This window comes from Micrococcus endophyticus (assembly GCF_014205115.1).
GTDB lineage: Bacteria > Actinomycetota > Actinomycetes > Actinomycetales > Micrococcaceae > Micrococcus > Micrococcus endophyticus.
Window position 1 is genome coordinate 2,164,648 of sequence record NZ_JACHMW010000001.1, and the last position, 13,923, is coordinate 2,178,570.

Genomic DNA, 13,923 nt, shown 5'->3' on the forward strand with positions numbered 1-13,923 from the left:
GATCCGCACACCCCTGACCAGAGAGGTACAGCCGCATGGCCCAGGAGCAGGAGAGCCGGGGCGGGGCCTGGAGGGCCCTGCGCCAGAAGTGGTCCGGCCGGTCCGCCGAGAAGGGCGCCGGCGAGGCCGAGGAGTCCTCGCGGCTCAAGGCGCGCCGCCTGGCGCGTCCGGAGCGCACCCGCGTGTTCACCACGTCCAACCAGAAGGGCGGCGTCGGCAAGACGACGACGACCGTCAACCTGGCCGCGGCCCTCGCCCGGGCCGGGATGCGGGTGATGGTGATCGACATCGACCCGCAGGGCAACGCGTCCACCGCGCTGAACATCCCCCACACCGGCGACGTCGCCTCCGTGTACGACGTGCTGCTGGGCGAGATGGAGATGCACGACGTGGTGCAGGACGCCCCGGACGTGGACGGCCTGCAGGTGGTGCCCGCGACCATCGACCTGGCCGGCGCCGAGATCGAGCTGGTCTCCCTCGTGGCCCGCGAGCAGCGCCTCTCCCGCGCCCTCGAGGCGTACACCGCCTGGCGCGAGGAGAACGGCCAGGAGCGGCTGGACTACGTGTTCATCGACTGCCCGCCGTCCCTGGGCCTGCTGACCGTGAACGCGTTCGTGGCGGCCGAGGAGGTGCTCATCCCCATCCAGGCCGAGTACTACGCCCTCGAGGGCCTCTCGCAGCTGCTTAAGAACGTGCAGATGATCCAGAAGCACCTGAACCCCAAGCTGCAGGTGAGCACGATCCTGCTCACCATGTTCGACGCGCGGACCAACCTCGCCGTCCAGGTGGCGGAGGAGGTGCGCGCGCACTTCCCCGAGCAGCTGCTGGGCACCGCGATCCCCCGCAACGTGCGCATCTCCGAGGCGCCGAGCTACCAGCAGACGGTGCTCACCTACGACCCGACCTCCGCCGGCGCGGTGGCCTACCGCGAGGCGGCCGCCGAGATCGCCGGACGCGGCGCCCCGGCCGCGAAGGGCTGAGGACCGGCACACGCCGCCTGAGGCGGCCGCTGCGCACGAGCACGACGACGGAGCCCGTCGGTGGGAGCGATCCCGCCGGCGGGCTCTGTGCGTGGGCGTGGTGGCTGTGGGCGGGCGTGGGAAGTGCGGGTGTGGAGCGGCGTGCGCGGATGCCGGCGGTGGCGCGGCATGTGTGGGCCGTTGTGGACGCACCGAGGACGGTCACCCGCCCTACTGTGGACATCCATGCCGAAGAGCAAGCAATTAACCTTGATTCGTATTGATACGCATGTTTCACGTGAAACGTGACGCGGCGCTGAGACCCCACGTCCGGCGAGTCCAGGCTGCGAGCGGACACGGTGGTGACGCCGACGACGGATGGCCCCGTCGTCGATGCCTGATGACCGCGGACAGCATGCACGGGCCAGTGGTCATGAGTGGGGCCGTCGGGCCGTCGGGCCGTCGACGCCGCCGGTTGGCGGCCGAGCGGTCTGAGCGACGCCCCGTGCCTGAAGAGGGCGAGGAGGGCGGGCGTACGCTGCGTGCCAGCCATCGGTCCGGGGCCCCGTGAGTCGGGCACGAGCAGGACAGCCGCGCTGACCGATCCCTCCTCGACCACTCCCGTGCCCACGACTCTCCCCGCCGACCGAACCGGGTGTGCGCGGCGCAGCGAGGGCGGCCGGCGCAGATACGGTCCGCCACTCCCCCGGCCCCGCGCCCGGTCCCTCTCCACCGCGCCTGAGCCAATCACGGGAGAGTGCAAGTATGGGTCTGTGGACAGTGCGCCTGCAGTGGTGTGGATAAGTCCTGAGGCTCATACGGGGCTGCGACCGACCACGTCCGCGAGCTGTGCCCTTCAATGTATACACAAACCCGCATCACTGGGAATTCGGGAACGAAGAGCCCCGATCCCCGTGACGTCGAGCTGTTGATATGTGGACAACGTCTGTGGACAACATCGGTGGTGGAGGCCGACTCCGGGTCGATGTCTGTGAAAAGCGAAGGGCTGACGGAGTGACATGGTGCTTCGGAGACCGCGACCCGGGGACTCGACCCGCCAGTCCACTGAGCCCCTGCGTCGTTCAGCGTCAGCCTCCCCGCCCCGCCCCCGCCCCGCAGCGCGTGCATGCCTCCCCTTCGTCCCGTTGCGGGGCGAGTCCGGTACCGGGGGTGGGGCCAGCCGTCGAGTTCCTGGTCTCCGATGCCTCCTCCCCTCAATCCGCGGCACGGCATCGGACGGGCGTCCCGTCTGAGCTCCGAGCCGCCGACACGGCGTGACCGAGGACCCCTGTTTCACGTGAAACGACGGCCTGCGGTGCGGAACGCGCTGGGCTGGCGGTGGTTCTGGTGTCATCTTCAGTGTCCGGTGGCCGCGCAGCAGGTTCCCACCAGCGCCGGATTCGCACGTGGCACCGAGTGTTCGAATTGACCCGGAGTTGCGCCATGGAAGTGGTATAAGTTGATACCGTGGCCATAGCAGCTTCTCATGAGGTAGATCATCTCCTCGAAGAAGGGTGCGGCGAGGCCGGCTAGCCGGCCCCATTGGATCGGTTTTCCGCATCGACGTCCCCACCGGCAGTGGGAACGGTGCAGCCGATCGAACCTCGCGATGAACTCTCCCACGACCGTTGGTGACTACTCCCCACCGTCATGGAACCCTGCATCGTTTCACGTGAAACATGTCCCGGACCTGCTTGGTCGAGGCCTTGCAACCCGTCTGATGATGGACGTTCCGGTGCCTGAGTACCTTTACGTGGCGTGGAGGATCTCTACCTCGAAGCTAGTACGATCTCGCCCGGAGCCGAGGGTGGGGTCTTCCGCATAAGCCGTCCATGCACGCCGCAACACACAACGGAATGCCGCCCGGGATGTTTCACGTGAAACAGGTGCATCTGCACTGGGCGTTCACGAACCCACTGTGGTTGATCCTAACGCGCCGGGTGTATCGGAAGAACCGGAAGAACCGGAAGAACCGGAAGAACCGGAAGAACCGGAAGAGCCTGACGCGCCGCGCGCCAAAGTGCCCGCTGTATGGGCGATACACCGCCCGGGCTAAACCTGGCTCGCTCTGAGCACCCCCACGATCACCGAGGAGAGCACCTCTGCCACACCCCTCGGCCATGTTTCACGTGAAACGCGCATCTGCTCTAACACTTGGCACCACCTTGTCGGTTCGACGGGACATGAGGGTGCAATTCGCATCGGAGGGGAGGGCGGGGATACTGGCGTGCTGTCGCACCGTGCCATAGGTGAAATCTGATCCCGGTCAGGCAGCTCGAATGCGCAGGCCTGGCCATCACCGTTCGGGTCTTCTCGTCCCCCGGCTGCCGACGGTCCGGGGCGGAACGGCAGATGAGGGGAGTGCTGTCGATTCGGCCAGCAATACATCCACCCTGCAAGAGAATCTCGGAAAAAAGCGTAGGATCTAGTGATATAGGTCGGTATCCAAAGCAAAGCTGGCGACGTCCCGGTGTGTGGAGAATGCGTCCGCTGGTTTTGTTTCACGTGAAACATCAGACAATGACCGGCCCGGACACGGGGGAGCGTGGACGCTGAACATGATCGCCGTGAGTCGGGGTCGGAGAAGACGCAGCGGCCCCGTGGCTTCACTGCCTCACGGGATGAAGTTGTCGGGCGCTTCCAGCACGGTGAACGGAGAACACCGTTTCACGTGAAACACAACCCACCGTCTCACCGCCATGAACCAGGAAACTCGAGGCCGCGCAGACACCCTCCACGGCCTAGACTGAAGGCAGACCCATCACAGCAGGAGGACCCGTTGAAGACGAGCCGTCGAGGAGGCCTGGGCCGAGGCCTCGGCGCCCTGATCCAGAGCACCGCCGAACCCGTTGACGAGGCCCCGCAGGAGGCCGACGCCACGGCCGAGGACACCACCGCTCTGACTGCGGCTCCCGCGGAGAAGAAGAAGGCGGCAACGTCCTCTGCGCGACGCTCGTCCAAGGAGACCTCCGAAGCGAAGACACCTGCTCCTCGTGCTGCGTCCGCATCCAAGACCAGCGGCGGGGCGGCCAAGGAGGCCCTCGCGGACAAGAAGGCCGGGTCTGCAGGACGCGCACCCGCGGCAGCGAAGAAGGCCGCCCCCACCACGAAGGCAAGCTCCTCCACTGGGGAAACCAAGGCGAATTCCGCGGCGGCCCCGGCCGAGGCCCGCAAGACGCCCGCCCGGGCGGCGCAGCGGCCGGTCGACGTCTTCTTCTCCCCGGATCCGGAGGACGCGCCCGCCGCTCGCCGCGGCACCAAGGCGCGCCCGGCCATGCCCACGGTGAAGGCGCCGACCAAGCGTGAGGCCGCGGCGTCGTCGTCGGGGGAAGAGGCCGCCGCCGGCGCGCCCACCGCGGCCGAGGGCACCGTCTCCACGGACATCGCCGTGCTGCGGGAGATCCCGGTCGGGGACATCCACCCGAACCCCCGTCAGCCCCGCGAGGTGTTCGACGAGGAGCACATGGCGGAGCTCGTCACCTCGATCCGCGAGGTCGGCATCCTGCAGCCGATCGTCGTGCGCGAGGTGGACGGGGCCACCCCGTACGAGCTGATCATGGGCGAGCGCCGCTGGCGCGCCACCCAGAAGGCCGGGCTCGACGCGATCCCCGCGATCGTCCGTCAGACGCCGGACCAGGACCTCCTGCGTGACGCCCTGCTGGAGAACCTGCACCGGTCCCAGCTCAACGCCCTCGAAGAGGCGGCGGCCTACCAGCAGCTCATGGAGGACTTCGCCTGCACGCAGGAGGAGCTCGCCGAGCGCATCGGCCGCTCCCGCCCGCAGATCTCCAACACCCTGCGCCTGCTCAAGCTGCCGCCGCTCGTGCAGCGCCGCGTGGCCGCCGGCACCCTGTCCGCGGGGCACGCCCGCGCCCTGCTCGGCCTCACCGACCCCTCGGACATGGAGCGCCTGGCCCAGCGGATCCAGTCAGAGGGCCTGTCCGTGCGCGCCACGGAGGAGGCCGTCGCGCAGCTGCAGGGCGGGCTGCGTCCGGGCCGCACCCCGCGGCGCACGGCCGACGACGCCCGTCACGAGCGCCTGGACCACTACGCCACCGCGCTCACCAGCCGCCTCGACACCTCGGTGAAGATCACCCTGGGCGCCCGCAAGGGCCGCATCGCGATCGACTTCACCACCGTGGAGGACCTGAACCGCATCATGGACGTGATCCAGGGGGAGAAGGGCGGCCGGGGGGCCGCGTCCTGACCCCCATCCGCCCCTGGACGGACGAAGGCCCCGGCCTCCGCAGTGAGCGGGTGCCGGGGCCTTCGCGTGGGGAGGGGTCTCAGCCGAGGAGGGCGGAGAACTCCTTCTCCAGGGCCGCCTTGGGCTTGGCGCCCACGGACTCGGCGACCTTCTCGCCGCCCTGGAAGCCCAGCACGAGGGGGATCGAGGTGACGCCGAAGCGGGCGGCGGTGGCCGGGTTCTCGTCCACGTTGAGCTTGGCGATCACGGCCTTGCCCTCGTGCTCCACGGCCATCTCGTCGAGGACCGGGCCCAGCATGCGGCAGGGACCGCACCACTCGGCCCAGAAGTCCACGAGGACGGGCAGCTCGGACTGGAGGACCTTCTGGTCGAAGTCGGCGTCGGTGACGTTGATGGTGCTCATGGCAACCTCCTTGGTGGGAATACGGGTCTGACCTGGGCGGTCATGCTTGTCAGCAACTTCACTCATGACGGAGTGTCAGGAGCGAAGCCGAAGTGGGTCATGCCGGGTTGGCGTCGGAGTCCGGCCCGGCGGGGGCGGCCTCCTCCACGTCGGCCACGGTCGCGAGGTAGTGCTCCACGTCCTGCGCGGCCACGCAGCCGGAGCCGGCGGCGGTGATGGCCTGGCGGTAGGTGTGGTCCGTGACGTCGCCGGCCGCGAACACGCCCGGCAGGGAGGTGCGCGAGGAGGGGTGCTCGATGCGGATGGTGCCGTGCTCGGTGAGCTCCAGCTGGCCCTGCACCAGGTCGGTGCGCGGGTCCTGGCCGATTGCCACGAACAGGCCGGTGACGTCCAGGGTGGACTCCTCGCCGGTCTGCGTGTCCCGCAGGCGCAGGGTCTGGACCTTGTCCCCGCCGATGACCTCGGCGACCTCCGTGTTCCAGCGGAACTCGATCTTCTCGTTCTCCAGGGCGCGGCGGGCCATCACCTTGGAGGCACGCAGCTCGTCCTTGCGGACCAGGACGGTCACCTTGGAGGCGAACTTGGTGAGGAACAGGGCCTCCTCCATGGCGGAGTCGCCGCCGCCGACCACGGCGATCTCCTGCTCGCGGAAGAAGAAGCCGTCGCACGTGGCGCACCAGCTGACGCCGTGGCCGGAGAGGCGCTCCTCGCCCTCCACGCCGAGCTTCCGGTAGGCGGAGCCGGTGGTGAGGATGACGGCGTGGGCGCGCAGCTCGGTGCCGTCGCCCAGGGTGAGCACCTTCGGGGAGGCCGTCAGGTCGGCCTTCACCACGTCCTCGTAGAGCACCTCGGTGTCGAAGCGGCGGGCCTGCGCCTCGAGGTTCGCCATGAGCTCCGGGCCCTGGATGCCCTCCGGGAAGCCGGGGAAGTTCTCGACCTCGGTGGTGTTCATCAGCTCGCCGCCGGCGGTCACGGAGCCGGCCACCAGCACGGGCTGCAGGTGCGCGCGGGCGGTGTAGATCGCGGCGGTGTAGCCGGCGGGGCCGGAGCCGACGATCACGACGTTGTGGACGCTCTGGTCCTGGGCGGTGGGGGCCACGGGTTCCTCCAGGGGATCGGGGTGGTGGGCGCTCGTCCGGGTCAACGGCGCGGGCACGGGCGGGTATTCCGTGGGGCGCGCCCACGGGGCGGCACGGCACGACGGCGGCCGGCGGGTCCGGCGCGCCGTCGTGCGTGCGCGGGGGTCAGCGGACGCCGATCTCCCCGAGGCGCAGGCCGAAGGGCAGGTCGGGGGTGGTGCCGTCGAGGCGGGGCAGAGAGGTGAGGCTGACGATCACGTACTCCGCCTCGGCCTCCGCGCCGTCGAAGGGCACCGGGACGGTGACGGAGTCCTGGTCGAAGGTGCCGTTGCCGATCTCCCTCGCGTTCTCACCCTCCGGGGAGTCGGCGATGTAGGCGAACCAGGCGCCGCCGGTGGCGCCCATGCTCTGCAGGGTCACCTCGTTCACCTCGGCGCGGTCCTCGAGCTCCACCACGAGGTTCATGCTCTCCACGTAGCCGCCGAAGTTGGGGCGGGCGTAGGCGAACGTGCGCCACGCGGTGGAGGGGTCGCCGTCGATGAGGTTGGGCAGCTCGCCGTCGTGCTCGGACTCGTGCGCGGGCAGGTCTGGGACCATGCGCAGGGCGCGGGCCGGCTGCGGGGCCGCGGCGGCGGTCTCGGACTCCGTGGGGGAGGCCGAGGCGCTCGCGGCGGGGGAGGGCTCGGTGGGGGAGGCCGAGGTGCTCGCGGCGGGGGAGGAATCGGTGGGGGAGGCCTCGTCGGATTGCGTGGGGGCGGCCGATGCCGGGTCCGTGCCCTCGGCGGTCTCGGTGGGGGATGCCGGCGGGGCGGCCTGCTCGGTGGGGGCGCCGCGCAGGTTCTGGGCCAGCAGCACGCCGCCGAGGACGAGGGCGCCCACCAGCACGGCGAGCAGCAGCAGGGCCAGCGGCCATCCGCCGCGGCGGGACCCGCCCTGGTCCGGGTCGACGGGGGCGCCGCCGTCGCCGTCCGCGGGGGACGTGCCCGCGGCGGTCGCCTCGGGGGCGGCGGACGCGGTGCTCGGGGCCGACGTGGCCGACGGCGCGGCACCGGCGGGAGCCGCGCTCGCCGCGGTGGCTCCGGCCGCTGCGACGGCGCCCGCACCGGCGGCGGCCAGGGGCGCGCCCGCGCTGCGGGAGCGCTGAGCATCGGGGGAGCGGTCGGCGTCGGGGGTCGTCGGCTCGACGACCATGGCGCGGCGCGGCACCGGCCGCTGACGGCGCACGGGGATCGCCTCGGTGTCCGGCGCGCTGTCCGGCGCGGGGGAGGCCGGGACGACGGGTGCGGGGGCGGTCGGCTCCGGGTCGACTTCCTCGGCGGGGGCGGTCGCCGTGGACTCCGGCTCTGCCGCGGCGGGCTCGTCGGCCCGGGCCTCCGCGGCGTCCGTCTCTGCGGCACCGGTCGCCACGGTCTCCGTCGCCGCGGTCGCGGGCTGAGGGGTCTCAGCGGGCTCGGGGGACTCGGCCGTCTCGGGCTCCGCGGCGTCGGCCTCCTCGGCCTGCGCAGCCTTGCGGGCCTTCGCAGCCGCCGCGGCACCTGCGGCGGCGGCCCCGGCCGCGGCGCCGGCGGCGACCACCGGCAGGGCGGCCGTGCCGGCGTCGGCCTGCGCGGCCGTGCGGCGCTCGTCCTCGTCCAGGGACGGGGTCTCCTCGGCGGCCGTCTCCGCCTCGGCAGCCTCATCGGCTTCGGCGGCGCGGCGCTCGGCCTCCCGGCGCTCCGCCTCCTCGCGGGCGGCGCGGCGGCGCTCCAGCTCGCGGCGCTCGGCCTCCTCGCGGGCGGCGGCCAGGCGGGCCTGCTCGGCCTCCCGGGCGGCCTCGGCGCGTTCCTGCTCCTCGGCCTCCAGGCGCTCGCGCTCCCGACGCTCCTCCGCCTCGCGGCGCTCCTGCTCCTCGCGCTCGGCCCGCTCGCGCTCCTCGGCCTCGCGGCGTTCGCGCTCGAGGCGCTCCTGCTCGGCACGGGCCTCGGCCTCGCGGCGTTCACGCTCGACCCGCTCGCGCTCCTCCGCCTCACGGCGCTCACGCTCCAGGCGCTCCCGCTCGGCGCGCTCCTCGGCCTCGCGGCGCTCGCGCTCCTCCCGCTCCTTGCGCTCGCGCTCCTCCCGCTCGGCCCGCTCCCGCTCCTCCTGCTGGGCGCGGGTGGCGGCATCGGCCGCGGCGAGGGCGGAGGCGCCGGCGGCCGCCTTGGCCGCGGTGCCGTCGGAGGGGCGCACCCGCTCGCTGATGCGCTCCGAGATGCGGTTCAGGAAGCCGGGGCGGCGCTTCGTCTGGTCCTCGTCCGCGCGCAGCCGGCGGTCGAGGTCGGTGTAGTAGACCTCGTCGTCGTCGTAGGCGTGCGGGTCCTCGGTCCGGGACTCGCCGAAGATCTCCGAGCCGAGCGTGTCCGTCTGGAACGGCTCCACGTACACCTCCTGCGGGTACGCGAGCCCCAGCAGGACGTCCGGGTCCGGGCCGCCGCCGGCGATCAGGTAGGTGCGGCCCTCGGAGAGGCCGAGGTCGAGCACCTGCACGTCGTCCGTGCGCTCGCCCGTGGCCAGCTCCCGCGCGGAGGAGGCCACCTGCGTGGCGTTCTCCCGGGAGGCCACGAGCACGGTGACGCGGCGGTTGAGCACCTGGTCCGCGCCCAGGAACACCATGTCCTGGTCCGCGGACGTCACCACGTGCTCCGTGATGCGGTAGCGGCCGCCCAGGACGGCTCCGACGGAGATGGGCTGAGGCACGGGGTCTTCTCCTGACGAAGGGGGGTGGAGTTCCGATGATACGTGGACACACCGTCCCTGCCAGGGAGTCAGCCGACGCGGAGCAGGCGGCCCAGCGCGGGGACGCGGGAGACGACCGGCCGCAGGGCGTCGTCGAGCTCCGGGAACCGCAGCAGCTTCAGCGCCACCACGTACACGGGGGCCATCACCGCGGCCGCCACGGCGCACGTGATCAGCGCGGTGACGATGGTCTCCCACGCGAACCCGCCGGTGTACCCGCCCAGCAGCCACACGACGACGGCGCCCGCGGCCGCCGCGGCCAGCGCGGCCAGGCCGGTCTGGCCGTGGGCGCGCAGCACGGACGCGAACCCGTAGTCGCCGAAGCGGCGCACGGTGAGCACGTGGGTGAGAGCGAACTGGTACACGTACGAGAGGGAGGAGGCGATCGCCACCCACAGGGCCATCGACCACAGGGGCAGCAGCATGGCCCCGGCCCAGGAGAGCAGCAGCATCAGCAGGGACGCGCTGACCTGCACCACCATGGGCACCTTCGCGTCCTCGGCCGCGTAGAACACGCGCAGCAGGTAGAAGGAGCCGGAGCGGAACGGGATGGACAGCGCCAGGGCCAGCAGCACCGCGCCCACCGCGATGCCCGCGACCATGGCGGTCTCCGCCGTCGAGCCGAACACGCGGCCCAGCGGGCCGGCCAGCACGACGATGCCGGCCAGGGAGAACATCAGCGGCACCGTGAAGGCGCGCAGGCCCTGGGCCGTGGTGCGGCGCACCGCGGGCATGTCCTGGCGGGTCATGGCGCGGGCCAGCCGGTTGAACAGCACCGTGGCCAGGGAGAGCACGAACACGGAGTGCGGCAGCACCGCGATCAGCATGGCCATGTTGTAGGCGGCCACGCCGGGGATGGCCGCCTGGGCCATCTCCGTGCTCCACGCCTCGGTGCCGGGGATGCGCAGCTCGCCGCGGTCGCGGGCCTCGGTGGCGGAGGTGACGTACCGCTGACACAGCAGCAGCACCACGTTCGTCACCATCATGGTGACCAGCGTGTAGCCGGCGATCCGGCCGGTCTCCCGCAGGCCGATGCCCTTCCACCCGAACCGGGGGCGCAGCCCCAGTCCCAGGCCGCGCAGCGGCAGGAAGAGGATGACGGCCTGCAGGATCACGCCCAGGGTGTGCCCGCCGGCCAGGACCAGGGTCTGGGTGCTCGTCCAGCCGGCCACGTCCTCGCCCGCCCGGTAGGCGCCGAACATGGCCAGGTACAGGCCGATCGCGGCGATCGCCACCACGTTGTTCAGCACCGGCGCCCACATGTAGGCGCCGAACCGGCCGTTGGCGTTGAGCACCTGGCCCACGAGCGCGTACATGCCGTAGAAGAACACCTGCGGCAGGCACCACAGCGCGAACACCGTGGCCATCTCGAGCTTCTCCGGGGACCAGCCGCGGGTCAGCGCCGTCATGAGCGGGGCGGCGACGGCCATCACCACGAGCGTGCCGCCGAGCATCACCAGCGTGCCCAGCGTCATGAGCCGGGACGTGTAGTCCGCGCCGCGGTCCGCGTCCCGGGCGTGCTTGATCAGCTGGGGCACGAGCACCACGTTGAACACGCCGCCCACGAGCAGCAGGTAGATCACGTTCGGCAGCGAGTTGGCGATCTCGAAGATGTCCGCCATATCCGTGGACAGGCCGATGGCCACCGTCACCAGCATGGCGCGTACCAGGCCCAGCACGCGGGAGATCAGGGTGCCGGAGGCCATGATGGCCGTGGACCGGCCGGCCCGGCGTTCGCCCTCGGGGGTCTCGTCCGGGCGGTCCTCGCGGGCCGGGGCCTCCGGGTCCGTGGCCGGGGCGGGATCGGCGGTGGTGGGCTCCTCGTCGGCGACGCCGGCGCGGGCGGGGTCCTGCGCGGGGCGCGGGGAGGGGCTGCTGCTCAAGGGTCACCCAATCGTGGTCGGACGAGCCCCGCGTGCGGGGCGGAGGATCAGGGGCGGGGGCCCCGGGCGGGGCCCGGGGGGAAGTGCCGGTCGACGACCTGGCGGGCCAGGTCCACGATCCGGCGCTCGTTCGCGAAGGAGAGGCGGCGGGCCACGTCCTCGAGGCGCACCCACGCGACGTCCACGGCCTCGTGGTCCGGGTCGTTCTCCGTGGTCAGCTCGCCGCCCGTGGCGCGCAGCAGGAAGTGGTGCACGGTCTTGTGGACGCGGTGGCGGGAGACGGTGAACCAGTAGTCGATGGCGCCGAGGGGCTCGAGGATGTCCCCGGCGATCCCGGTCTCCTCCTCCACCTCGCGCACGGCCGCCTGCCGGTGGTCCTCCACGCCCTCGGGGTGGCCCTTGGGCAGGCACCACTCCAGACGTCCGCCGCGGTTGTACCGGGCGATGATCGCGACCTCAAGGCCGCCGTCGTGCTCCCGGACGACGACGCCGCCGGCCGAGACCTCCTCCACGGTGGGCAGGCCCGAGGCGGCCGGACGCGGGCCCGGCGCGGGCGCGGGCTCGGGGCGCGCCGGCGGCTGGGGACGGCGGTGCCAGGCCCCCAGCGCGGAGGGCAGAGGGGCGCCCCGGTGCGCGGAGGGATCGGGGCTGGCCATGCCCTCCACTCTAACGCGGTGCCGTGGGCTCGGGGCCGGGGCGGGTCTGGCACGCTTGTACCCATCATGGATCTGACCACCGCCACCCTCGCGCTGCCCGCCGGCTTCCCCGCGGACGCCGCCCTGCCCGCCGTCGTCGTGGAGCTGGGACGGAGGTTCGAGGCGGCCGGCCACGAGCTGTCCCTCGTGGGCGGGCCGGTGCGGGACCTCTTCCTGGGGCGCGTCTCCGGGGACCTGGACTTCACCACGGACGCCGGCCCGGACGCGGCCGAGGCCGTCGGCGCCGGCTGGGCGGACGCCACGTGGGACGTGGGGCGTCGCTTCGGCACCATCGGCTTCCGCAAGGCCGGCTGGCAGCTCGAGGTCACCACCTATCGGGCCGAGCAGTACGACCCCGCCAGCCGCAAGCCGCAGGTGGCCTTCGGGGACAGCCTCGAGGAGGACCTGCTGCGCCGCGACTTCACGGTCAACGCCATGGCGCTGCGCCTGCCCGGCCTCGAGCTCGTGGACCCCTACGGCGGGGTGCGGGACCTGGCCGCGGGCGTGCTGCGCACCCCGGGCGCCCCGGAGGACTCCTTCTCGGACGACCCGCTGCGCATGCTGCGCGCGGCCCGCTTCGCCTCCCAGCTCGGGTTCACCGTGGCGGACGAGGTGGAGGCCGCCATGACGGCCATGGCCGAGCGCATCGGCATCATCTCCGCCGAGCGCGTGCGCGAGGAGCTCGTCAAGCTCGTGTGCGGGGCGCACCCGCGCGCCGGACTCGACCTGCTGGTGCGCACCGGCCTGGCCGACCACGTCCTGCCCGAGCTGCCTGCCCTGCAGCTCGAGTCGGACGAGCACCACCGCCACAAGGACGTCTACGCCCACTCCCTGACCGTGCTGGAGCAGGCCATGGAGCTGGAGGGCGAGTACGCGCCGTCGACCCCCGACCCCGTGCTGCGCCTGGCGGCGCTGCTGCACGACGTCGGCAAGCCGGCCACGCGCCGCTTCGAGAAGGGCGGGGCCGTCACCTTCCGGCACCACGAGACCGTGGGCGCCAAGCTCGTCCGCAAGCGGCTGCGCGCCCTGAAGTTCGACAACGACACGATCAAGGCGGTGGCCCGCCTGGTGGAGCTGCACATGCGGTTCTACGGCTACGGCGACGCCGGCTGGACCGACTCCGCCGTCCGCCGGTACGCCCACGACGCCGGCGACCTGCTGCCCCGCCTGCACGCCCTGACCCGATCGGACGTGACGACCCGGAACAAGCGGAAGGCCGAGCGGCTGGCCCACGCCTACGACGACCTCGAGCGGCGCATCGCCGAGATCGCCGAGCAGGAGGAGCTCGCCGCCGTCCGCCCGGACCTCGACGGCGAGCAGATCATGGCGCTCCTGGGCATCCGCCCCGGTCCCGTGGTGGGCCGGGCGTACCGGCACCTGCTCGAGTGGCGCCTGGACGAGGGCCCGCACGAGCCGGCCGAGGCCGAGGCCGAGCTGCGCCGCTGGTGGGCCGAGCAGCCGGAGGCCCAGCAGGACTGAGGCGGCGCGGCGGGCCTTCCACCCGTCGTCGGGCCGGGACCACACTGGCCGCATGGCTGAGAAGAAGACCGAGAAGAACGGCGCCCCCATGGGCCCCGGCACCTCCAGCATCAAGGACCCCGAGGTCTACGAGGCGCTGCGCCGCGAGGGCGCGAGCGAGGAGAAGGCCGCGCGGATCGCCAACGCGTCCGCCCGGGACGGCCGGGACGAGGTCGCCGAGCGCGGCGGCGAGGCCGGCTCCTACGCGGACTGGACCAAGGACGAGCTCGCGAAGCGGGCCCGCGAGCTCGACATCGAGGGCCGCTCCACGATGGACAAGGACGAGCTCATCGAAGCGCTGCGGAACCACCGACCGGCGCCCGCCCCCCCCGCTTCCGGGGGCGGAATCCGGTGCTTTGGGAGTGGAGTACCGCCGGAAACCGCCCTCAACGCGGTGGGGCGGGCGGGGACAGCCGGAGGCTTTG

Annotated in this window: 8 protein-coding genes and 1 pseudogene; 4 read left to right on the forward strand and 5 right to left on the reverse strand. The window is 72.4% G+C overall.

What is annotated here, in order from left to right:
• Positions 1–35 precede the first annotated feature (35 nt).
• Both HDA33_RS09915 and HDA33_RS09920 read left to right on the forward strand, forming a co-directional pair.
• The gene (locus HDA33_RS09915) at positions 36–980 is read left to right on the forward strand and encodes a ParA family protein (RefSeq protein ID WP_246416932.1); all 945 of its coding nucleotides are present in this window, start codon (positions 36–38) and stop codon (positions 978–980) included.
• Between the two features lie 2,758 nt (positions 981–3,738).
• A complete protein-coding gene (locus HDA33_RS09920) occupies positions 3,739–5,166 on the forward strand; it encodes a ParB/RepB/Spo0J family partition protein (protein WP_184172906.1) in 1,428 nt (475 codons plus the stop codon).
• 79 nt (positions 5,167–5,245) lie between these two features.
• Here HDA33_RS09920 and trxA read toward each other — a convergent pair whose 3' ends face one another.
• From trxA to HDA33_RS09945, 5 genes are all read right to left on the reverse strand, one after another.
• Positions 5,246–5,569, reverse strand: coding sequence for a thioredoxin (trxA, locus tag HDA33_RS09925; protein ID WP_017489444.1), 324 nt, complete (start codon positions 5,567–5,569; stop codon positions 5,246–5,248).
• 97 nt (positions 5,570–5,666) lie between these two features.
• Complete coding sequence (trxB, locus tag HDA33_RS09930; protein ID WP_184172908.1) at positions 5,667–6,668, reverse strand: thioredoxin-disulfide reductase; 1,002 nt, start codon at positions 6,666–6,668, stop codon at positions 5,667–5,669.
• 145 nt (positions 6,669–6,813) lie between these two features.
• Positions 6,814–9,363 carry a hypothetical protein gene (locus HDA33_RS09935; RefSeq protein WP_184172910.1) on the reverse strand — a complete coding sequence of 850 codons (2,550 nt, stop codon included), beginning with the start codon at positions 9,361–9,363 and terminating at the stop codon, positions 6,814–6,816.
• 68 nt (positions 9,364–9,431) lie between these two features.
• Positions 9,432–11,285, reverse strand: a complete 1,854-nt coding sequence (gene murJ / locus HDA33_RS09940) for a murein biosynthesis integral membrane protein MurJ (protein WP_184172912.1) — start codon at positions 11,283–11,285, stop codon at positions 9,432–9,434.
• Between the two features lie 47 nt (positions 11,286–11,332).
• Complete coding sequence (locus HDA33_RS09945) at positions 11,333–11,941, reverse strand: NUDIX hydrolase (RefSeq protein WP_184172914.1); 609 nt, start codon at positions 11,939–11,941, stop codon at positions 11,333–11,335.
• Between the two features lie 66 nt (positions 11,942–12,007).
• Here HDA33_RS09945 and HDA33_RS09950 point away from each other — a divergent pair, with 66 nt between their 5' ends.
• Together HDA33_RS09950 and HDA33_RS09955 are read left to right on the forward strand one after the other, a co-directional pair.
• The gene (locus HDA33_RS09950; protein ID WP_184172916.1) at positions 12,008–13,459 is read left to right on the forward strand and encodes a CCA tRNA nucleotidyltransferase; all 1,452 of its coding nucleotides are present in this window, start codon (positions 12,008–12,010) and stop codon (positions 13,457–13,459) included.
• Positions 13,460–13,511: 52 nt separating this feature from the next.
• Positions 13,512–13,808 (forward strand): annotated as a pseudogene (locus HDA33_RS09955) (DUF7218 family protein); the annotation flags it as partial.
• Positions 13,809–13,923 lie beyond the last annotated feature (115 nt).

What these genes read in the sequence shown, in the direction of transcription:
- HDA33_RS09915 (WP_246416932.1), top strand. Translation starts at nt 36, where the DNA reads ATGGCCCAGGAGCAGGAGAGCCGGGGCGGGGCCTGGAGGGCCCTGCGC.
- trxA (WP_017489444.1), bottom strand. Translation starts at nt 5,569, where the DNA reads ATGAGCACCATCAACGTCACCGACGCCGACTTCGACCAGAAGGTCCTC.
- HDA33_RS09945 (WP_184172914.1), bottom strand. Translation starts at nt 11,941, where the DNA reads ATGGCCAGCCCCGATCCCTCCGCGCACCGGGGCGCCCCTCTGCCCTCC.
- HDA33_RS09950 (WP_184172916.1), top strand. Translation starts at nt 12,008, where the DNA reads ATGGATCTGACCACCGCCACCCTCGCGCTGCCCGCCGGCTTCCCCGCG.